General features: G+C 56.8%; 17 protein-coding genes and 1 pseudogene. 9 read left to right on the top strand and 9 right to left on the bottom strand.

The window, feature by feature from the left end; genetic code table 11:
* Positions 1–20 precede the first annotated feature (20 nt).
* The 4 genes from EPZ47_RS11370 (at position 21) to EPZ47_RS11355 (ending at position 4539) form a co-directional block, all read left to right on the top strand.
* Positions 21–1874, top strand: coding sequence for an ABC transporter ATP-binding protein (locus EPZ47_RS11370; protein WP_135844847.1), 1854 nt, complete (start codon positions 21–23; stop codon positions 1872–1874).
* Positions 1875–1979: 105 nt separating this feature from the next.
* Entirely contained in the window at positions 1980–2549 is a 570-nt protein-coding gene (locus EPZ47_RS11365; RefSeq protein ID WP_135844846.1) for a DJ-1/PfpI family protein, read from the top strand.
* Between the two features lie 115 nt (positions 2550–2664).
* Complete coding sequence (locus EPZ47_RS11360) at positions 2665–3078, top strand: c-type cytochrome (RefSeq protein WP_202879087.1); 414 nt, start codon at positions 2665–2667, stop codon at positions 3076–3078.
* Between the two features lie 651 nt (positions 3079–3729).
* Positions 3730–4539 carry an NYN domain-containing protein gene (locus tag EPZ47_RS11355; protein ID WP_135844845.1) on the top strand — a complete coding sequence of 270 codons (810 nt, stop codon included), beginning with the start codon at positions 3730–3732 and terminating at the stop codon, positions 4537–4539.
* A gap of 185 nt (positions 4540–4724) precedes the next feature.
* On the opposite strand, the gene EPZ47_RS11350 is transcribed toward EPZ47_RS11355, so the two are convergent.
* The 4 genes from EPZ47_RS11350 to EPZ47_RS11330 form a co-directional block, all read right to left on the bottom strand.
* Positions 4725–6155 (bottom strand): IS1182 family transposase, encoded by a 1431-nt coding sequence (locus EPZ47_RS11350; protein ID WP_135844844.1) that lies wholly within the window; start codon positions 6153–6155, stop codon positions 4725–4727.
* Positions 6156–6751: 596 nt separating this feature from the next.
* Positions 6752–7753 (bottom strand): NAD(P)H-quinone oxidoreductase, encoded by a 1002-nt coding sequence (locus EPZ47_RS11340; protein ID WP_135844842.1) that lies wholly within the window; start codon positions 7751–7753, stop codon positions 6752–6754.
* Position 7754: 1 nt separating this feature from the next.
* Positions 7755–8087, bottom strand: coding sequence for a carboxymuconolactone decarboxylase family protein (locus EPZ47_RS11335; RefSeq protein WP_135844841.1), 333 nt, complete (start codon positions 8085–8087; stop codon positions 7755–7757).
* 12 nt (positions 8088–8099) lie between these two features.
* On the bottom strand, positions 8100–9536 hold the full coding sequence (locus EPZ47_RS11330) for an NAD-dependent succinate-semialdehyde dehydrogenase (RefSeq protein ID WP_135844840.1): 1437 nt from the start codon (positions 9534–9536) through the stop codon (positions 8100–8102).
* Between the two features lie 243 nt (positions 9537–9779).
* Between EPZ47_RS11330 and EPZ47_RS11325 the strand changes: the two genes are divergently transcribed.
* Positions 9780–10706 (top strand): LysR family transcriptional regulator, encoded by a 927-nt coding sequence (locus tag EPZ47_RS11325; RefSeq protein WP_135844839.1) that lies wholly within the window; start codon positions 9780–9782, stop codon positions 10704–10706.
* Between the two features lie 76 nt (positions 10707–10782).
* On the opposite strand, the gene EPZ47_RS11320 is transcribed toward EPZ47_RS11325, so the two are convergent.
* The gene (locus EPZ47_RS11320; RefSeq protein WP_135844838.1) at positions 10783–11049 is read right to left on the bottom strand and encodes a DUF2790 domain-containing protein; all 267 of its coding nucleotides are present in this window, start codon (positions 11047–11049) and stop codon (positions 10783–10785) included.
* Positions 11050–11677: 628 nt separating this feature from the next.
* Positions 11678–12604: an N-acetyl-gamma-glutamyl-phosphate reductase gene (gene argC / locus EPZ47_RS11315; protein ID WP_135844837.1), complete on the bottom strand. Its 927-nt coding sequence runs from the start codon at positions 12602–12604 to the stop codon at positions 11678–11680.
* A 113-nt stretch (positions 12605–12717) separates the two neighbouring features.
* On the opposite strand from argC, the gene EPZ47_RS11310 reads away from it, so the two are divergent.
* Positions 12718–13602, top strand: a complete 885-nt coding sequence (locus tag EPZ47_RS11310; protein WP_135844836.1) for a LysR family transcriptional regulator — start codon at positions 12718–12720, stop codon at positions 13600–13602.
* 74 nt (positions 13603–13676) lie between these two features.
* On the opposite strand, the gene EPZ47_RS11305 is transcribed toward EPZ47_RS11310, so the two are convergent.
* Positions 13677–14507, bottom strand: coding sequence for an alpha/beta fold hydrolase (locus EPZ47_RS11305; protein ID WP_135844835.1), 831 nt, complete (start codon positions 14505–14507; stop codon positions 13677–13679).
* A gap of 240 nt (positions 14508–14747) precedes the next feature.
* Here EPZ47_RS11305 and EPZ47_RS11300 point away from each other — a divergent pair, with 240 nt between their 5' ends.
* Positions 14748–15701: a hypothetical protein gene (locus tag EPZ47_RS11300; RefSeq protein ID WP_135844834.1), complete on the top strand. Its 954-nt coding sequence runs from the start codon at positions 14748–14750 to the stop codon at positions 15699–15701.
* 32 nt (positions 15702–15733) lie between these two features.
* Here the strand turns inward: EPZ47_RS11300 and EPZ47_RS11295 are convergent, their stop codons facing one another.
* A complete protein-coding gene (locus EPZ47_RS11295) occupies positions 15734–16492 on the bottom strand; it encodes an SDR family NAD(P)-dependent oxidoreductase (protein WP_135844833.1) in 759 nt (252 codons plus the stop codon).
* A 157-nt stretch (positions 16493–16649) separates the two neighbouring features.
* On the opposite strand from EPZ47_RS11295, the gene EPZ47_RS11290 reads away from it, so the two are divergent.
* Positions 16650–17549: an AraC family transcriptional regulator gene (locus EPZ47_RS11290; RefSeq protein ID WP_135844832.1), complete on the top strand. Its 900-nt coding sequence runs from the start codon at positions 16650–16652 to the stop codon at positions 17547–17549.
* A gap of 31 nt (positions 17550–17580) precedes the next feature.
* Positions 17581–17705, top strand: a pseudogene (locus EPZ47_RS30375) (FMN-dependent NADH-azoreductase); the annotation flags it as partial.
* A gap of 20 nt (positions 17706–17725) precedes the next feature.
* Here the strand turns inward: EPZ47_RS30375 and EPZ47_RS11280 are convergent.
* Entirely contained in the window at positions 17726–19726 is a 2001-nt protein-coding gene (locus EPZ47_RS11280) for a sigma-54 interaction domain-containing protein (RefSeq protein WP_135844831.1), read from the bottom strand.
* Positions 19727–19839: the final 113 nt, after the last annotated feature.

Here is a 19839-nt window from a genome sequence, read left to right as displayed (position 1 = left end):
TGGATGTTTTGGAGACCACCATGCTTCGCACGTTTGAGAAATGGCTCGACCCCTTCCCGCCCGACGAAGTACCGCCGCCGCCTGATGGCCTGGCGCGATTTCTCTGGGCCTGCACGCGCGGTGCCCGCGGCTATATTCTCGCGCTGGCGCTGCTCAGTGCCGGTGTGTCGATTTACGAAGCCTGGCTGTTTTCTTTCCTCGGGCAGGTCGTGGACCTGCTGTCGACCTGGCAGGCCGGTGGCGATGCGGTGGTGCAGGAAAGTCGCGTGCTGTGGGGCATCGGCATCGTATTGCTGACCAGCATTGGGCTGGTCGCGTTGCGCACGATGGTGCAGCACCAGATATTGGCGATCAATCTACCGCTGCGGCTGCGCTGGGATTTCCATCGGCTGATGCTGCGACAAAGCCTTTCGTTCTTCTCCGATGAGTTCTCCGGCCGCGTCACCACCAAGGTGATGCAGACGGCGCTGTCGGTGCGCGAGGTGCTATTCACCCTCATCGAGGTCGCACCGGGGATCGGCGTTTACTTCATCGCGATCATCGCCCTGGCCGGCGGCTTCGACCTGAAACTGATGCTGCCTTTCATTGCCTGGGTCGCGTTGTTCGGCCTGGCCATGCGCTACTTCGTGCCCCGCCTGGGAGAAGTCGGGCAGGAACAGGCCAATGCGCGGTCATCGATGACCGGCCGTATCTCCGATGCCTATACCAACATCACCACGGTGAAACTGTTCTCGCACTCAAAACGCGAAGCCCACTTCGCGCGCGCTGCAATGGAGGATTTCAAGCAGACCGGCTTGCGTCAGATGCGCCTGGTCAGCCAATTCGAAATCGTCAACCAGGCACTGGTGGTCGCGTTGATCATGGGTGCAGGCGGTTATGCCCTATGGCTGTGGCACCAGGGCGAAGTCGGCGCAGGTGCCGTGGCGGCGATTACCGCCATGGCGTTGCGCATCAATGGCATGTCGCACTGGATCATGTGGCAAATGACCTCGCTCTTCGAAAACATCGGCACCGTGCAGGATGGCATGGCCACCTTGACCCGCGGCCCCAAGGTGCAGGACGCGCCGCACGCGAGTGCGCTGGTGACCACTGGCGGCGCGGTGACCTTCGACAATGTGAGCTTCAACTACAACGGCGAACGCCAGGTGCTCGATGGGCTGAGCCTGACCATCCGCGCTGGGGAGAAAATTGGCTTGGTGGGCCGCTCCGGCGCCGGAAAATCCACGCTCATCAACCTGCTGTTGCGCTTCTACGATGTGGACAAGGGTGAGATTCGCATTGACGGGCAAAACATCGCGCACGTCACCCAAGACAGCCTACGCAGCGCCATCGGCATGGTCACTCAGGATACTTCCCTGCTGCACCGGTCCATTCGCGACAACATCGCCTACGGTCGCCCCGACGCAACCGACGAGCAAATCCGCAGCGCCGCCGCCAATGCCCAGGCCGATGGCTTCATCAGCCAACTGAGCGATAAGCATGGCCATAGCGGCTACGACACCCTGGTCGGTGAGCGTGGTATCAAGCTGTCGGGCGGCCAGCGTCAACGCGTCGCCATTGCCCGCGTGATGCTCAAGAACGCCCCGATCCTGCTACTGGACGAGGCCACAAGCGCCCTGGATTCAGAAGTCGAAGTGGCCATCCAGGAAAGCCTCGATGACATGATGCAGGGCAAGACCGTGATTGCCATCGCCCATCGTCTGTCCACGATCGCCGCCATGGACAGGCTCATCGTGATGGATGACGGGCGCATCATAGAACAAGGCACCCACACGGAACTGCTCGGGAAGAACGGTACCTATGCGCGGCTGTGGCATCACCAGAGCGGCGGATTTCTGGGCGAGGATCAGGGGGTGGTTGAGGCGGTGGAATAGTCATGGGCGTGGGCGGTTTAGGGCGATCATTGGCCGCCCTGAACAGCCCTCGATATCTGTTTTTCGTCATCCAATATTATTGGCATTCATGGAGGATTCTGACTGATGGCACGCGTGGGTTTGATACTGACACCCGGTTTTGCAGACTGGGAATATGCTTTCATTGCTGGAACTGCGTCCCCTTTTTACGGGATCGACGTCAGGTTTTTCGCTCCGGCTACGGGGCAGTTCCGCTCGCAGGGTGGATTGGCTGTCACGGTCGATAGCAGTTTGCAACAATGCCTGGACTGGAAGCCGGACGTTGTTGTCGTCATTGGAGGAATGATCTGGGAGCGCGCAGAAGCACCCGATATTCGAGACTTTCTTCATGCCAGTCGCTCAAGTGGCGCGACGATTGCCGGTATCTGCGGGGGAACGCTGGCACTTGCGAGGGCCGGGCTGCTCGACAGAGTTGCTCATACCTCGAACAGCACAGAGTTCTTACAACACAATGCCGTAGGTTATGAAGGGCACGCGCTTTATCGAAGCAGCCCGGTCGCTGTGGTTGCGGACCGCATCATAACGGCTCCAGGCCCCGCCCCCGTTAGCTTCACCTGCGCAGTGTTCGAAAGTGCCGGGCTGTCTTCAGAGATCATTGCTCAGTTCAGGTCAATGTTGGCAGCGGAACATGGGTGACTCTCTCGTCCTACAAAACAGCTGATCGGGTAATGGGTTCGAGTGGCCGTTTTCAAGGTTATCGAGGGAATTGAGTGTTGCAGTGGCACCTCCGGAGTCTGCCCTCGATTCAGATATGATTTATAGAACAAGGCCACATGAAAAAGTGAAAACGAAAATATTATTCATCGCTTCGCTAGGAATTTTATCGCTGATTCAAACATCCCTGTCCTTCGCGGATAACGCCAATGGGAAAAATCTCTATGTACAGAGATGCGCCATGTGCCACGGAACAGATATCAAAGGAACAGGACCACTGGCCAATAAAAGCAATCCCCCTACGCCTGACCTTACAACCTCCGTTTTCAAAAAAAGACTGAATGATTATCCGGGCGTTATCGTGTCTTCGATAATCCTTCGTCCAAATGGGGACCTGATTCCAAGAACGTTGCGAGAGAATGGCGTAAAGCTAGCGCCGTACGCTTGGCGGGTTCAGGATCTGCGTGATTTACATCAATACATGACTGGGGTGATTTCAAAAAATCGATGATTTTGAGATGAGAGGTGAGCATGTGGGCCCGTTCCCCGGCTAGGGCCCACATTCTTACTGGGCCAATCCTCCACTTCCAACTTTGTGACAAAAATAAAATGCACAAGAAGGCACGTAGGCAAACCAGCAAGGCTTGCAATCGAAGCTAGATTACGGGTTTGGCGACCGAGACTCTCTGCTGCCGATTAAACAAGCGACTGTCAAATACACTTCATTTCCTGGCAATAAAATTCGTCACACCACGACGGATGAAAAGGGAGCCTTTGCGCTCAGTGGTTACACTCTTTGGTCGCTTCCCTATATTTGTTGTTCCATGAGGCGTCGGTCGCTGATCCAAGTCACAGCGCCTGGCTACGTTGACTGGGAAGTCATCTCTTATTCAGACGAGCCCGTTGCACAGCCGCTTATGGTTGAGTTGACTCCAGAGTAGTCAGTTCTCATCGCAGCCCTTGCGCAACGTAAGCGTCAGCCCAACTCACCTTGCGCAAGCTGCTATCGGTCGCTTAAAAGTCAATGGCTAATCGGTTCCGCTTTGCACATCACTGCAACCCCATAGCCGTTGGCAAAACGCACTCTCTAACGCGAAGCTGTGATCCCTTTGCTCATCCGTGATTTAACGGTATGTTGAAGTCCTCAATTCAAGGACGACCCATGGCCATCCACGCACCCGCCCCCATGCAAAAACACTTGGCAGTGTTAATCGACGCCGACAATGCTCCCGCAGCAATTGTTGAAGGTTTATTCGAAGAAATCGCCAAGTACGGTGTCGCCAACGTCAAACGGATCTATGGCGACTGGACCGGCCCTCAGTTGGGTGGGTGGAAAAAGGTGCTACTCGACCATTCGATCCAGCCTATCCAACAGTTCGCGTACACCAAAGGTAAGAACGCAACAGACAGTGCCTTGATCATCGACGCAATGGACCTGCTGTACACCCGACGCTTCGACGGTTTCTGCCTGGTTTCGAGCGACAGTGACTTCACCCGCCTCGCTTCGCGGTTACGGGAAGAAGGTTTGACGGTCTACGGGTTTGGTGAAGAGAAAACCCCGAGACCGTTCGTGTCGGCCTGCGACAAGTTCATCTATACCGAATTGCTGCGCGGTGAAGCGCTTGTTGCTGCAAGCAATGGACACGGTCGACTCGAACCCGAGCCACGCGCTGAAATCGAAGCCACCAAAACCGCCAGTACGGCCGAAGCAAAGAAGCTACCCAGGGCACCAGTCAGTTTCATCGCAAAGATCCTGGATGACATTGCCGACGAGGACGGCTGGGCTCAATTGGGCGCGCTGGGCACCAACATCAGCAAATTAAGACCTGAGTTCGACCCTCGCACCCATGGTTATAAAAAGCTCAGTGAGTTGATCAAGGGATATCCAGATACGTTTGAACTGCAAACTAAAGGAGCGTCGGGAGTGGGTGGTTCAATACTCTATGCCCGGCACCGACAGCCGAGCTCGTAGCCCCCGTCACCAACGACTGCTTCGGGCCCAGAGTGTGTAAAAACGCTCACGGGCCTCATCGCTTGGAACATTGACGTTCGTTGGTTGAGCGATCGTATGGTCAGTGCCGCGGGGCGCATCGGTAGCGTCCTGGAACACGTAACGCCGCTTTTATAGCCTATCGGATGGGCCAGAATCAGCCTTTTTCAGGCCGTCAGCGCGTTTATCAAACCGTTGGTACCGATGATTTTCATGACCCGTTTCAAGTTGTAGGCGAGCACATTCAAGCTCATCTCCGCACTCACCCCGGCCAGTTTTCGCGTCAGGAAGTGCGTCGCTCCCATCCATTGTTTGAGCGTCCCGAAGGGATGCTCAACCGTCCGTTTTCGGACTCGCATCATCTCCGGGGCTTTACTCAGCCGAAGCTGCATGTCCTCCAATACGGTTTCATGCTCCCAGCGCCGAATTCGTCGTTCCGTGCTCGGTGTGCATTGCGACTTCAACGCGCAGCCCTGGCATTTCGAACTCCAGTAACGATGCAACTTCAGGTCTTTTTCAACGTAGGAATAGCGCCAGATCAGCGCCTCACCAGCTGGGCAAATGTATTCGTTTTTTGCCGCGTCATAGATGAAGGCATCGTTATTGAAACGCCCGTCAGCCTTGGCCCCAGAGGTCATCGGCTTGGGCACATAGGCGGTGATACCGGCTTCGTGACAAGCGAGGATTTGTTCGCTTTTGAAGTAACCTCGGTCAGCCAGTACCGACAACGTCCCTGACGCCATCGCCTCGCGGGCCTGCTTGGCCATCGAGCTGAGTTGATCGCGGTCGGAACCGACGTTAGTCACCTCGTGTGCAACGATCAGATGGTGCTGCGTATCGACCGCTGTCTGCACGTTGTAGCCAACGATTCCCGTGCCGCGCGTCATCATGGAACGGGCGTCTGGATCGGTCAGTGAGACCTGCTTATCCGGCGATTCGTTGAGCTGGATTTCAATCGCCTGAAGCTCCTTCATTTGAGTTTTCAGCTTGGCGATTTTCTCTTCCAGCCGCACGGCGCTGGGCTCGGAAGCTGTTGGTTCTTGCCGATCGGCAGCATCAAGTGCCACCAGGTAATGATTGATACTCGATTCAATTTCTTCCATGCGCCGCTTCAGTTTGGCGCTGGTGAAATTGCGGTCGCGGTTGTTGACTGCTTTGAATTTACTGCCATCGATGGCGACCAGATTTTCTCCGAATAATCCCAACTGCTGACACAGCACAACGAACTGGCGACAGACGCCTCGGATGGCCTTGCTGTTGTCTTTTCGGAAGTTGGCGATGGTCTTGAAGTCAGGCATCAACCGCCCGGTCAGCCACATCAGCTCGACATTGCGCTGGGCTTCTCGCTCCAAACGTCGGCTCGACTGGATGCGGTTGAGATAGCCATAGATGTAGATCTTCAGCAGGATTGCAGGGTGGTAAGCAGGCCGGCCTGTGTCAGCAGGAATAACACCGTCAAAACCCAGATGGAGCAGGTCGAGTTCATCGACGAAGACGTCGACTACGCGCACCGGATTGGTATCGTTGACGTAGTCGTCGAGGCTTTCGGGAAGTAAGGTGCCTTGACCTCGATGTTCACCTTGGATGAAGCGCTTCATGGGCGATCCCTGCGATGAAATCCTCGGAAATCATAGCAGGGCTAAGAGCGGTGTTCTGTTCAGACATTGATGCGTTTTTCAACCGCCTGTAGTTGCCTTACCGGGTCCCAGCCACTCGGCGACGCTTGAGCTTTGCTCCACCAAAGCATTCCTTTAGAGATCCATAATTTCCGCAAATCAGCATGAGCAGATGTCGCGTCATCATAGCCAAACTGCGTACCGCAGGACGGGCACATGCCAAACGAAGAGCAGCCAACCTCATCGTATGGAGGCTCTTCAAGCCCGGGGTACCCACAAACCGGACAATGATATGAAACGTTGCTTGCAATCATCCAACCCCCAGATTTCTAGCCTCTAGCCCACGTTGTCGGCGTACCTGCTGATCTCCGGAATCTTATACTGAATCTGAGCAACTGATGTCAGACCTGGGTCTGAGTAGGAAAAAACACTAGAGTGGAAGCCGCTAACAATGGTTTTGACACACTCTGGGCCGCAAACTGCCGGGTGAGAATGGCCAAGGGAGACAGGTTTCATATAGCAAAAGGCGCCCCTTGGAGGCGCCTTTTCATGTGAATCGACGACGATACGGCCCCGACTCAAACCAAGTCTTCTGGCTGCATCGTCAAGATAATTTTCCCAACGTTCTCGGACGACTCCATACGGCGATGGGCATCGGTAGCACGTGACAGCGGGAAAGTGCTATCAACGACCGGCTCTAGACTTCCAGCGCCATCGAAGCGATCAAGCCAATGCTCGCGGAAGCGCTTGATCATGTCGTGCTTCTCCGGCTGCGTGCGGGACTTCATGACCGTGCCGATTATTTGCAAGTGACGGTAGAGGATGTGCTCCAGCTCCACAGTCACCTTGCCACCACCGCCAAGGATACCGACCTGGATCATACGGCCACCGTGAGCAAGAGACGCGACGTTGCGTGCGAAGTAGGGCTCGCCAACAAAGTCGATAACGACATCGACGCCTCGACCATTGGTTTTATCGGCAATGACTTCGGCGAAATCCTGTGTCTTGTAGTCAACAGCGATATCGGCCCCCAAATGCTCCACACGCGATAACTTGCTGCCTTCGGTTGTCGCATACACCGTGGCGCCTGTGGCGTATGCCAATTGCACTGCGGCAGACCCTACGCCTCCAGCAGCAGCGTGAATTAATACCGAGTCGCCGGACTTCAGCCGAGCCAGGTGCATCATTGCTTCATGGGCGGTGACGAAGACCTCGGGAATTGCCGCCGCGTGCACATAGTCGAGCTGCGCAGGGATGTGCATGGCCATGCGGTAGTCGATGCGTGCCAGTTCGGCATAGGCGCCGCCTCCGACTACGCCCATCACTCGATCTCCCACCTCGAAACCTGTCACTGCGCTACCTTTCTCAATCACCTCACCGGCAATTTCCAACCCGATAATCAGCGAGTCGCCGAAATTCGGATGGCCATATCCACCGCTTCGATGAGTCAGATCCGCACGGTTCACGCCCGCTGCATAGACACGCACTAGCAGGTCGGTAGGGCGTACTTCAGGATTGGGAGCATCTGCGAGTTCCAGGACGTCCGCCGCGCCGAATTCTCTGATGTTGATGGCTTTCATCTTAGTTTTTCTCCGATTCGGTAAACGTTGCATTGGCAATAGCAGACGCTGTTATGGCGCCAGGGAAACCCACGTAAAACGCCAGGTGGGTTATCGCCGCCGCAATTTCGTCATGAGTAACCCCATTGCTAACCGCCCGCCGCAGGTGTGCAGGCAACTCTTCTGAGTGACTACCGGCAATCAATGCGGCCACTGTGATCAGACTGCGGTCACGGGGGGACAACGCGGGATCGCTCCAGATCTGCGGATAGAGAGTTGAGTCGACGAATTGCGACAGTTTCGGTGTAAACGCTCGGGCCGCTTCGCGAGGACTGCTGAAATTGATATTGGACATGGGAAAGTTTCCTTAAACCTGGCTGATAAATTTGTTGGTGAGATAGTGCTCAATTCCCTCAATGCCGCCTTCCGAGCCGTGACCGCTTTCTTTCATTCCGCCGAAAGGCAACTCGGTGGCGACGATGCGGTATTGGTTGATCCCGATCATCCCGGCCTCCAAACCGTCAGCGACGTCAATTGCAGTTCGAGCGCTGGAGGTGAACGCGTAGGCTGAAAGCCCGTAGGGCAAACGGTTGGCTTCTTTCAGGCCATCAGTCAGCTCATCGAAAGGCATCAGCACGGCGATGGGCCCGAAGGGTTCTTCGTGCATAACGCGGGCGTTCATGGGGACATCTGCCAGAACGGTGGGCTGGAAGAAGAAGCCTTCACCTGGTAAGGCCTCGCCACCGACCAATACTCGTGCACCTTTCTCGACGGCATCGGCTATCAGCTCTTCCATCTTTGCCAGTTGCCTTGGGTTGGAAAGCGGTCCGACCTGGGTCTGCGGATGCAGGCCATTACCGATTCTCAGGGCTTTGGTTGCAGCGACAAAATGATCGACAAACCTCTGATATGCGCCACGCTGGATCAGAAAACGGGTGGATGAGATACATACTTGGCCAGTCCCTCGAAACCGGTTCGCGACACCCTCTACAGCGGCCTTTTCAATGTCTGCGTCTTCAAATACCAGCGCGGGTCCGTGGCCACCCAGTTCAAGGGTAATTGGCTTGACGCCCTCCGCTGCTCGGGCTGACAGGAGTCTGCCGATGGGCACTGAGCCGGTAAACGTCACCTTACGAATGATCGATGAGGCGATCAGGTGGCTGGACACTTGATCCGGGACGCCAAAGACCACTTGCAATACGCCTTTAGGCAATCCTGCATCGTCGAGGGCGCGAGCCAGGGCCAGCGCCGTGGAGGGGCTTTCTTCGCCTGGCTTGAGAATGACACTGCAACCGGCGGCCAAAGCTGCCGAGAGCTTGCGAGCGGGAGTAATGGCCGGGAAATTCCAGGGTGTGAATGCAGCCACAGGGCCGATTGCCTGGCGTTTTACAAGTTGCAGTACGCCTGGGCGGTTGGCCGGTACAACCCGGCCATCGATACGACGAGCGCTTTCGGCAAACCACTCGAAGTATTCTGCTGCACGGTTAACTTCATCCATGCTTTCATCCAGTGGCTTGCCTTCTTCCAGTGTCATCTGCGCTGCAATGTGAGGTGCTCGTTCCTGAATCAGATCGGCGGCCCGTTTCAGGATTTTCGCGCGTTTGTCAGGCACGGTCTGGCGCCATTCTTCGAAGCTCAGTCGAGCCACCTCAAGGGCGCGATCAAGGTCGACTGCGGTGGCGAGGGGGACGAGTCCGATTTCACGTCCGGTTGCCGGGTTAACGACAGCGGCAGTATCGCGCCCTTCGGCACTGATCCATTCACCACCGATAAAAAGATAAAGCGGATCGTAGGAAGTGTTCATGATTTGGCCTTCAGTTGGTTGTCAGAGATTCGTATGAAGATCGGCACCTGAGTGGCTGTGCCGCAGGGCCTGTTCAGGCGGCCTGTGCAACCAAGTCTATGGAAGGTGAGCCATTTGATTTAGTCGGCCAAAAGGGAATCAATGTTGTACCCAGAAGTAATATCGAGCACATGGAGGAGCGTGTAGCATCTGGAGCAATCGCTCGTTATCACGGGTATTTGTCAGATCTACAGGAAGGTCGGGATGGATAAACTTTCGAACATGTCGGTGTACGTAAAGGTTGTCGAGATGGGCAGTTTCACTGCCGTGGCAAACCATCTGGACTCCACCGTAGGTAACGTATCGCGTGCTGTGTCCGCACTTGAAAACGTACTCGACGCCCGTCTGTTGCAACGCTCGACTCGGCGTCTCTCCGTGACCGATGCGGGCCGGCGATTTTATGAGCGGTGCACGAAAATTCTGGCAGATCTTGAGAGTGCGGAAGCCGAAGCAAGCAATGCAGCCTTGAATCCCAGGGGGACTCTACGTGTGCATTGCGTACCCGGACTGGCGAGGCAACTGGTCACCGGCGCCGTGCTGGAGTACCGCAAGGAATTTCCGGATGTGACCGTGGATTTAATGCTTTCCCAACGAATGCCCAACCTGCTGGAAGACCAACTGGATGTCTCGATCCTGATTGCCCGAACGCTGCCGGATTCGGCGTATGTCAGTCAGAAGATTGGAGTCAGCCATTGTGTCTTGGTAGCGTCTCCAGACTATCTGAAGAGGCATGCGGCCCCGGTGACGCCAGAGGACCTCAGAGATCACCAATGCCTGCTGCTGGGCACTGTGGACTATGTGAGGGATGAGTGGCAGTTGAAGAGCAAGGCTGGTGACGCGAAATTTGTGCCCGCGGGGCCAAGTTTCAGCGTAAATGACATGGACGCGATGGCGGTTGCTATACGGGAGGGAGCTGGGATCGGCTTGCTGGCTGGATTCACGGCCATCGACGACTTGCGCTCTGGGAAGCTGGTGCGGGTTTTGCCTGACTATCACACGTATGAGCGCAACGTTTATGCTGTCTATACCTCTCGACAGTTTGTCGACGCAAAGATAACTCGCTTTATTGACGTGTTAAAAAATCAGGTTGGTATTCAGCTAGCAACCACTGCTAAAGAACTCATCGATTGAGAAGTTACTAGGAATAGGGTATTTGCGCCTCGGTAAGGAAATTCTCTGAGGCGCAATTATTGTAAGAGCTGGTTGATCAACCGTCGCTGCAACCGGTGCCCATGACTTCATATTCCAATACGTGCTGTTTTCCCTGGGAGTCTTGGTACGTCATGCGCATCGGCACAACACCGCATACATCCGGCACTTGGTCTTCAGAGATCACCTTGGCGACGTCAAGGTGGGTGGCGTATGTATATTGCTCGACAGGGACCTGTTGCCCTTGAGTTTTGATAGCGCCTTCCTGCGCGATTACCACAGAGCAGAAACCGAAGAGCGCGAGGATTACCATTGGAGCTTTCATAGGAAAATTGCTTTAAGTAGGTGTTAATATTGCTTGCAAAAATTGGTCGGCAGTACACGCAGGATTAATCGTGTTAAGCATAATGTTATTTTGCCGACTAGTTAAAGTTACTAAGTTGTCGATTGGGGAGCTGTCGACTATCAGTCGTCTGCCGTGCTGGGAGGACGAACTTTAAGCTTGAGGCTTTTGCGGAAATAGGCGCGAATTTGGTAAAGACTTTTATGAATTCGGGCCACAATCGTGAGATGGGCCGCTGCTGGGCGAGATTTGACATGTGCATGGCGGCCTGAAATCTCAAATGGAAATTTGCTGGGTCCGCGGCAGTGGCGAGTGATGGTGATTTGATGTGAATAAGGTCAATTTCAGCCCCACGACCGTCCGCTTTTGGCCGATAGCTGCTCTCGGCTAACGGCAGCTTTCGGCCGAGGGTGTGTAAAAACGTTTTTGAGCGCGTCAGGTACTCAAAGCTGGACTGGAAATCGTGCTTCTACGCGAAATCCATATCTGCTGATGTGCCGATAAATTTCAGATTTAACGTAGACGCGCACAATTCAATTTTTGGCGAAGCGTTTTTACACACTCTGGGCCGATTGCTGCCTCTCACTGACTCAAGCATCACCGGGCAGAATCACGCGCCCATCATCAAATCCAGATTCTGCACCGCCGCCCCAGCGGCTCCCTTCCCAAGATTGTCAAATACCGCAGCCAACAGAACCTGTCCCGTCTCGTCATTTTCAAACACCACCAACTGCAAGCTATCAGTCCCGTTAAGCGCCTGAGGATCGAGGTGCGTCAACGCTTTAGCCTCCTCCATCGACATGACCTGCACATGGCGCGCATCGGCATAGTGCTGCATAAGGCATGCGTGCAAGCGCATCGCATCCACGCCCTGTGCCAGCAACCGAAGTTGCAATGGGATGGTCAGCACGATCCCCTGCCGAAACGCCCCATAGGCCGGCACGAACAGCGGCCGCTCCGTCAAACCGCTGTGCTGCTGGATCTCCGGAATATGTTTGTGTGCCAACCCCAGGCCGTAAACCTGGAACGCAGGCGCTTGCGATGCGCCCTCGCCCTCATGCTCCTGCACGCCGGCGCGTCCTTTTCCGGAATAGCCCGACACAGCATGAATGTTCATCGGGTAGTCCGTAGGCAGTAGCCCGGCCTCCAGCAGTGGGCGCAGCAGGCCTATGGCTCCCGTGGGATAGCAACCGGGGTTGCTGACACGCCGCGCCGCGGCGATTCGTCTGGCCTGCTGCGAGTTCATCTGGGCGAAACCATAGACCCAGTCTGGATGGGTACGGTGCGCGGAACTTGCGTCAATCACGCGAACAGCGGGGTTTTTGATGCTCGCTACGGCGTCGCGCGCAGCTTGGTCGGGCAAGCAGAGAATCGCGATGTCGCAGTCGTTGATGATTTCAGCGCGGCGTTGCGGATCCTTGCGATGTTCGTGGCTAAGCGTGACAAGCCGCAGATCGGTCCGGTTGCATAGGCGCTGATGGATTTGCAACCCGGTGGTGCCTTGGTCGCCGTCGATAAATACATGAGGAATGGCCATGGAATGCTCTCGGACATGGGAAATCAGGAGATTTCATTTTCAGTGAAGGGCTAAGATTGGAAAAGTTGAATTTATAAACGATAAGATTCAGTTTTTCTGAACTGGAATGACGCATGCGCGAAATCAGCCTGGACCGTCTGCGCACGTTGGTGGCCATTGTCGACTTGGGCTCATTTGCCGAGGCCGCTCGTGCCTTGCACCTCGCGCCACCCACGGTCAGTTTGCATATCGCCGACCTGGAGTCACGGGTGGGCGGCAAGCTGTTGTCACGCACCCGTGGGCGCATTCAACCTTCGGCGATTGGCGAAACACTGGTGGAACGGGCGCGGCGCCTGTTGGCCGATGCGGAGCAGGCGCTTGAGGACGTGGAGCGTCAGGTGCAGGGCTTGGCCGGGCGTGTGCGGCTGGGGGCCTCCACAGGGGCCATTGCCCAGTTGCTGCCGCAAGCGTTGGAGACGTTAGGCCAACGCCATCCCGCTATCGATGTGCAGGTCGCGGTGCTCACCTCGCAGGAGACTTTGAAGAAGCTTGCCGAGGGTTCGTTGGAGATCGGTCTGGTCGCGCTGCCGCAGCCCCCGGTGAAGGGATTGCGGATCGAGCCATGGCGGCGGGACCCGGTCATGGCCTTCTTGCCGGCCCGCTGGGAATGCCCGGACATCGTGACGCCCGGCTGGTTGGCCACTCAGCCATTGATTCTGAATGACCACACCACGCGACTTTCGCGCTTGACATCGGAGTGGTTCGCCGCGGATGAACGCCAGCCTGCGCCACGCATTCAACTGAACTACAACGATGCGATCAAAAGCCTGGTAGCTGCTGGTTACGGCGCGACGTTGTTGCCCCATGAAGCCTCCACGCCATTGCCCGATACCCGAATCGTCATGAGGCCATTGCAGCCCTTATTGTGGCGTGAACTGGGGATTGCCCATCGGGGTGGCGACGTCGAGCGGTCTACGCAACATGTGTTGGATGTGTTGTGGGGGTTGAGTGCGGGGTAGGATGAAGGCTTGGAGTACAGTCTCCCCTTTCAGGCAAAAAATGGACACCCCCCTCGACAGGGAGATAGCGTCAGTCACTTCAATTCGGGAGCTGTGCCATGGACGCTATTGCCGACTATGCGTTTCAGGAAACCCTCGATAAGAGCTGCGAAATAAGGCGGGCACTCCTGCATCGGGTAATGACCGCAGTTGGGGATAACGTGCAGTTCTGCGTTCGGATGCCACGCCAGAAAGGTGCGTGTCATAGCCGCGGAATCAAGTCCAGGATCCTTGTCGCCGACAATAACCAAATACGGTGTTTCAAGGCCTCGAACGTCATCAACGAAATTTGCTGTGACCAGCATTTCGAGGTACCTCGCCCGGCAGGCTGGTGAGACTGTGTCGCGGCTTTGTCGGACCTTGAGATCAACCCACTTATCGGAGAGACCTCCGGCCACGAATTTGAACAGACGCCGAAGGGCCTCGTCGTCTTCTATCGTGCTGGCAAAGAACGCCAGAGCCTCTGGACTCAACCGATTGCCAGCGGCAGAAACGGGACACACCGCTATCGCGCTCGCGACGCGAGACGGGGCATCCGCCGCAATACGTTGCGTGATCATCCCGGTCATCGAGTGGCCGACCACGTGGAAACGCGTCCAACCGAGCTGGTCGGCGAGCATGAGGCAATCGGAGGAAATCTCCTCTACTGTAAATTCGCCAGCCAATTCAATGGATTGTCCGTAGCCACGCACATCAACGAAAACATAGGTAAACGCGTGGCCGTCAAGACAGGGCATGACGGCGTCGTAGCTGGAGTGGTCGCCCAGCCAGTCATGCATGACCAGCACGTGAGTGGGGCCATTGCCGTACCGCACATACCCTAAGGTGGTGTCAGCTCCGAAGCTGATTTCAACGGGGGCTTTCATTGCATGGTTCCTTTGTGGTCGGGGGAACCAAAACGAAAACGCCCTCCCGGCGAACCGGGAGGGCGTTTTGAAAGAGAGGCAACCCTATCAATCACGTTAATCAGGGTCAATAGGCGAGCGCGCGGCATCCTCGCCATGAGATATTCTGCGCTGCGTAAAACACGATCCTCGCCCGCGACGTGTAACCCATGTCATGGCGCCCCTCGATCAATCTGAAAGGCGGCGCACCAGGAACTCTACATGTTGATTGGACATCGGTTCGAACGCACCGCGCAGGGTGACCTGCATATCCACTCGCGCAACCTGGTGCAGAGCACCGTCGTGCTGCTGGTAGGCCCGCTTGCCTTCATCTTGCCGATGGCGTTCGCCATGTTTTTGATGGCTGATGATCGCTCGCCGTTGGCTGATCTGGCGCCACTGCCCTCACTGCTGATCGTTCTGGGGCTGGCGCTGATTCCTGCCCTCGGCCTGCTCCTGATGGTTTACATCGGCATCCGCGAGACCTTGGTGTTGTCGCGAGTCGCCGGTGAAGGCAAGCGCCTCACTCGAAACTTTTTTGGACGCCGCGAGCGTGTGCATTCGGTCTTTAGAATCGATGCCGCCGACCACCTCGAACTTCGCCGCCGTCCACAGGCTGAGCGAGCCCACACCCAGCTGTGGCTGATGATGCGCGACGGCACCGCGCACCGCTTGACCACCGACAACGTTCCGGTCGTGCCGGGAAGTCAACGCACCGACTTGTGGCTACGTGAACTGGCCGACTACCTGAATGTGGCGGTCCCCACCGAGGTTGTCGAGGGTTCGGCGGCGGGCGTGAAGGCACCCTATCGGCCTGCCCCAGCGCCCACCAGCGGTAAGGCGGTGAGGGAAGCCAGGCAGCGCCGAGAAAAGGGGGCCACGCCTGCGCCTGAGTCGACCGATAAATTCGGCATTCCCGCACGCGCCTTGCTCATGCTGCTGGGCACGTTCCTGGCAGTGCTGGAGCTGAGCAACGTCATCGCATTGGTGCCGGCTCTGCTTGCCGGACGACTGCGCGTCGGTGGCTTTCGTACGACGACCCTCTACTGGGCCGAGCAACCGTTCAGCTTTTCACTCAACATGCTTATGGGCATAGCCGAGGTGTTGATCATCGGATTCTTCGCCTGGGATTGTCTGCGCACGGCGATTCAGGGCCGGATGAAATCCAATCCCTGAAGCGGTCAATTCGGCCACCGCTCGGTCTGTGGCTAGAGCAACTGCCCGCCCGAAATGTCAAAAGTCGTTCCGTTAGCCCAGGCCATGTCATCGGACAGGATGGCGGCTACCGCACCGCCTATATCGTCCGGTAGACCGACACGACCCAGCGCAATGCCCTGTGCGACGTAGGCGTTCACATCCTGATTGTCGCGCACTGCACCACCGCCAAAATCGGTTGCGATGGCGCCCGGAGCAATCGCATTCACCCGAATTCGACGCGAACCGAGTTCCACGGCCATGAAACGGGTCAGCACCTCGACGGCAGCCTTCACCGCCGCATAAATGCTGTAGCCCGGCAGAGTAAAGCGCACGAAGCCGGAGGAAACGTTCAGGATACGACCACCGTCGTCCATAAGTGGTAGCAGCTTCTGAGTCAGAAAGATCGGACCGCGAAGGTGCGTGGCGACCAGTGAGCCAAACTGCTCTTCGGTCGCATCAACAAAGTTCGCAAAGAGGCCATTGCCGGCATTGTTGATGAGGAAGTCGAAGCGCTCGCGGCCGAAGTCGGCCATCAGCGTATGAGTCACTGCGCTTGAAAAAGCCGGATAGCTGGCGGTGTCGGTGATGTCGAGCGGCAGCATCGCAACCTTGCCGCCCTGCGCTTCGATCTCCTGCTTCAGCGTCTCGGCTTCTGCTGCGCCGCTGCGATAGGTGCCGATGATGTGGACGCCGCGCTTGGCGAGGTGAAGGGCCATGTTACGGCCAAGGCCACGGCTGGCGCCGGTGATGAGTGCGATCTGGTGGGTCATGGATTGTCTCTGCTAGGTTAGGCGCGCCTTTCGGTGCGTTCTTGACCTGCTCAAGATAGGCAATGAGCGGTTTTCAACCCACGCCTAATAAGCTCAATTCATTGCCTGATTGTATCAATCACCTTGCGTGGTGGCAGGGCGTCGGCATAATCGGTTCATGAACAACCCTCTTGCACCGCATCTTGATATAGCCCTGCGCCACGCGCCCCCGGGTTTGACTATCACACCGATCCCGCGTGTAGACATCTGTGTCGGGCGAGGTTCTACAGACAAGGCGCCATGCCTGTATCGCTCGATGATCTGCTTCATCCTGCAAGGCTCGAAGCGCGTTGCGATTAACGACACTCTTCTGAGCTACGACAGTGAGCAATATCTCATCAGCGCCCTGGATCTGCCTCTGATCGGACAGATTATAGATGCTGAAGGGGGGCAGCCCTACGTTGCGGTATCGCTCGTGCTGGACCCGGCCATGCTGGCGGAATTGGCGGCGACCATGCCGCCGGTTCGCGAGAGCGTACAAAAGGGGATTGGCATCACTATAAATCCGATGACCGCTTCGCTGCGCGACACGTTGCTGCGCTTATTGTCGCTGCTCGACACGCCTGCCGATATCCCTGTTCTCGGCCCCATGGTCGAACGGGAATTGCTCTATCGTCTCCTACAGGGTCCTCAAGGAAAGCTACTGCGTCAGATTGCCCAACCCGATGGAGCACTGGGTAGCATCCGGCGGGCCGTTGCTTGGATCAGGGATAATTACACTGCCCGACTTCGTATCGAGGCGTTGTGCAATGCCAGCGGCATGAGCCGGGCAAGTCTGCATCGCCATTTTCTGTCGATGACGGGCCTCAGTCCTATCCAGTATCAGAAACAGCTCAGATTGCAGGAAGCTCGCCAGCTTTTGCTTGCCGGCGAGCATCGGGCGTCTGACGTGGCGTTCGCTGTCGGCTATGAAAGCGCATCACAGTTTAGCCGTGAATATCTACGGCAATTCGGCGCATCACCTGCACGCGACGTGCGCGAGATACGGCAGGCGATCGGCACTTCAACAGAGGCGTAAACGGTCGACTGAGGTATCGATTGCCGGAGTTAGCGCAACACCGATCACACCGGCAACGCGCTTCGACTTTCAGAAACCCTATGTTGAAGCCTGGCTGAATTTATCGGCGTGACGGACGTGTATTCGGTGATTGTGGAGAAAACCATCCTGGGGGATGGCAAGATCCTGTTTACGATTCAGTCCAACGTTGAACGGAACGCCTCAATCCTGAGCCCGAATCGATTCATTTTGTTGTACAACCCACCACGCGACACATTCAAGCGTTGAGCAGCCAGGCGGATGTTTCCGCGCGTGTCTTTGAGGGCGGCGATGATTGCATTCATTTCATGGGTGCCAAGGTCCGGAGCCGTCTGAGGCTCTGGGGCGCTTCCCCACCTCGATGGCCGCCCTTGCTGCCGGATGTCCAGTGCAAGATCGCTCGGTAGGATCAGGTCGGTCATCGCCAGATTGGTCGCCCGCTCAATGACGTTTTCCAGCTCGCGAACATTGCCCGGCCAGTGATAGGCGCCAAGCCTATCCAGCGCACCAGGTGAAAGGTCGCGCACCGACTTGCGTAGCGACCGGGCACACCGCGCGAGAAAATGCCGCGCCAGCAACGGCACGTCCTCGCGGCGCATCCGCAGTGGCGGCACCGTCAGGTTCAGCACGTTGAGCCGGTAATAAAGGTCCTCACGAAAGGCGCCTTCGGCCACCGCCTGACTCAGGTTGCGGTGAGTGGCGGCAATGATGCGAACGTTGACCCGCAGCGATTTTTTCGCCCCCACCCGTGTCACCTCGCCTTCCTGCAGGACACGCAGCAAGCTGACCTGCGCATCAAAGGACATGTCACCGATTTCGTCGAGGAAGATCGTCCCGCCATCGGCCAATTCGAACTTGCCTGCCGAACCACCGCGCGCCGATCCGGTGAAAGCGCCTTCGACATGACCGAACAGTTCGCTCTGCACCAGATCACGGGGAATGGCCCCGCAATTGACCGCCACGAAAGGACCACCGCAACGGTCGCTGGCATTATGGATCGCCTGGGCGAACAGCTCCTTGCCTGTGCCGCTCTCGCCGAGGATCAGCGTGGTCGAATCACTGCGACTGGCAATCCGTGCCAGGTGCACTGCATCCTGAATCGCCCGTGAGCGACCCAGGATGGTTTCGAAGGTGTAGCTGGCCTGGGTGCCCATGATCCGCCGGGTGATTTCCCGGATGCGTCGGTTTTCGCGCAACGAAACAATCCGCCCGCCTTGTTCCAGCGGGCAAACCGACACCAGGCATGCCAGATGGCTGTGGTCGTGCAGTTCAAAGGTGCAATCCAGGTCTCGCACCCCTTCCCCGCCCCCGAGCAGGATTGCATCGGTCAACTCGCTCCGCCCCAGGCTCTTGAACGGACTGCCCAGCAGGTCACGGCCCACGCGGAACAACTGTCGGGCGTAATGGTTGAGCGCCTTGATGCAGCCCTGCTCATCCAATACCACCAAGCCCTCGTTGAGTACCTCAAGGACTGTTTGTTGTTCTTCCAGCAAGGCTTGCAGCGCCATCTGCCTCGAGACCGCCTCGGCCGCCGCCTGGACAGTGCCCAGCGTATGGAAATGAAACCAGCCTGGTTCTGCCGTCAAGGTCAACATACCCAGGGTTCGGCCTTGAGCATCCCGGATTGGCGCGGCGGCGCAATGCATGCGGCGCTGGCGCAAGCCAAGCCCGAAGTTCTCCTCGGCCAGCACATAGACCAAACGGTCTTCGACGATCGCCAGCCCGGTGCAATTGGTGCCCTGTACCGACTCCAGCAGTCGACTGCCTATGGGGGTGAGGTCCAGGCCACAAAAATACAACGTCGTGCCTTCGGTATCGGTCAGGTTGATATGGCCCTTGGGGTTGTAGGCGAGCAAACCGCGCATGACTTGCGCCGCCGCGGCGATCAACACCCGGTTGGCTGCCAGTGTCGCAGTCAGGTCGGCGGGCGCGACAAAACGGTACTCGCCATCTTCCGGATCGAGACCGGCGTTGACGCTGCGCAACCAGGACTCCCAAATCACCTGCCTGATCCCGACAGGGCGATCGGTTTCCCCCTGCAAGCACGCTCGCCACGCCTCATCCAGCGCAGTGCTGGGCCCTTCGTTCAACGACGCAGGACCCAGCGCGGTGAGGTAATCGCGGTCTTCGGCGCTCAAGGCTGCAGGTTGCTGATTCATCATCCGGGTCCATGTTCATGTTTTCGACATGTCAGTATAGACATGTAATAGAAATGAACACTCAATCAAACGACAACGAATAAAATCCTTTTAATATCAATCAGTTAATTATT

The organism is Pseudomonas viciae (assembly GCF_004786035.1).
GTDB classification, from domain to species: domain Bacteria; phylum Pseudomonadota; class Gammaproteobacteria; order Pseudomonadales; family Pseudomonadaceae; genus Aquipseudomonas; species Aquipseudomonas viciae.
This window is presented reverse-complemented; position numbering and strand designations above follow the sequence as displayed.

Excerpts from the sequence above, each read along its gene's own strand:
- EPZ47_RS11370 (WP_135844847.1), top strand. The coding sequence starts at position 21 with ATGCTTCGCACGTTTGAGAAATGGCTCGACCCCTTCCCGCCCGACGAA.
- EPZ47_RS11300 (WP_135844834.1), top strand. The coding sequence starts at position 14,748 with ATGTTGATTGGACATCGGTTCGAACGCACCGCGCAGGGTGACCTGCAT.
- EPZ47_RS11325 (WP_135844839.1), top strand. The coding sequence starts at position 9,780 with ATGGATAAACTTTCGAACATGTCGGTGTACGTAAAGGTTGTCGAGATG.
- EPZ47_RS11335 (WP_135844841.1), bottom strand. The coding sequence starts at position 8,087 with ATGTCCAATATCAATTTCAGCAGTCCTCGCGAAGCGGCCCGAGCGTTT.
- EPZ47_RS11350 (WP_135844844.1), bottom strand. The coding sequence starts at position 6,155 with ATGAAGCGCTTCATCCAAGGTGAACATCGAGGTCAAGGCACCTTACTT.
- EPZ47_RS11280 (WP_135844831.1), bottom strand. The coding sequence starts at position 19,726 with ATGAATCAGCAACCTGCAGCCTTGAGCGCCGAAGACCGCGATTACCTC.
- EPZ47_RS11330 (WP_135844840.1), bottom strand. The coding sequence starts at position 9,536 with ATGAACACTTCCTACGATCCGCTTTATCTTTTTATCGGTGGTGAATGG.
- EPZ47_RS11340 (WP_135844842.1), bottom strand. The coding sequence starts at position 7,753 with ATGAAAGCCATCAACATCAGAGAATTCGGCGCGGCGGACGTCCTGGAA.
- argC (WP_135844837.1), bottom strand. The coding sequence starts at position 12,604 with ATGGCCATTCCTCATGTATTTATCGACGGCGACCAAGGCACCACCGGG.
- EPZ47_RS11310 (WP_135844836.1), top strand. The coding sequence starts at position 12,718 with ATGCGCGAAATCAGCCTGGACCGTCTGCGCACGTTGGTGGCCATTGTC.
- EPZ47_RS11365 (WP_135844846.1), top strand. The coding sequence starts at position 1,980 with ATGGCACGCGTGGGTTTGATACTGACACCCGGTTTTGCAGACTGGGAA.
- EPZ47_RS11355 (WP_135844845.1), top strand. The coding sequence starts at position 3,730 with ATGGCCATCCACGCACCCGCCCCCATGCAAAAACACTTGGCAGTGTTA.
- EPZ47_RS11360 (WP_202879087.1), top strand. The coding sequence starts at position 2,665 with ATGATTTATAGAACAAGGCCACATGAAAAAGTGAAAACGAAAATATTA.
- EPZ47_RS11320 (WP_135844838.1), bottom strand. The coding sequence starts at position 11,049 with ATGAAAGCTCCAATGGTAATCCTCGCGCTCTTCGGTTTCTGCTCTGTG.
- EPZ47_RS11295 (WP_135844833.1), bottom strand. The coding sequence starts at position 16,492 with ATGACCCACCAGATCGCACTCATCACCGGCGCCAGCCGTGGCCTTGGC.
- EPZ47_RS11305 (WP_135844835.1), bottom strand. The coding sequence starts at position 14,507 with ATGAAAGCCCCCGTTGAAATCAGCTTCGGAGCTGACACCACCTTAGGG.
- EPZ47_RS11290 (WP_135844832.1), top strand. The coding sequence starts at position 16,650 with ATGAACAACCCTCTTGCACCGCATCTTGATATAGCCCTGCGCCACGCG.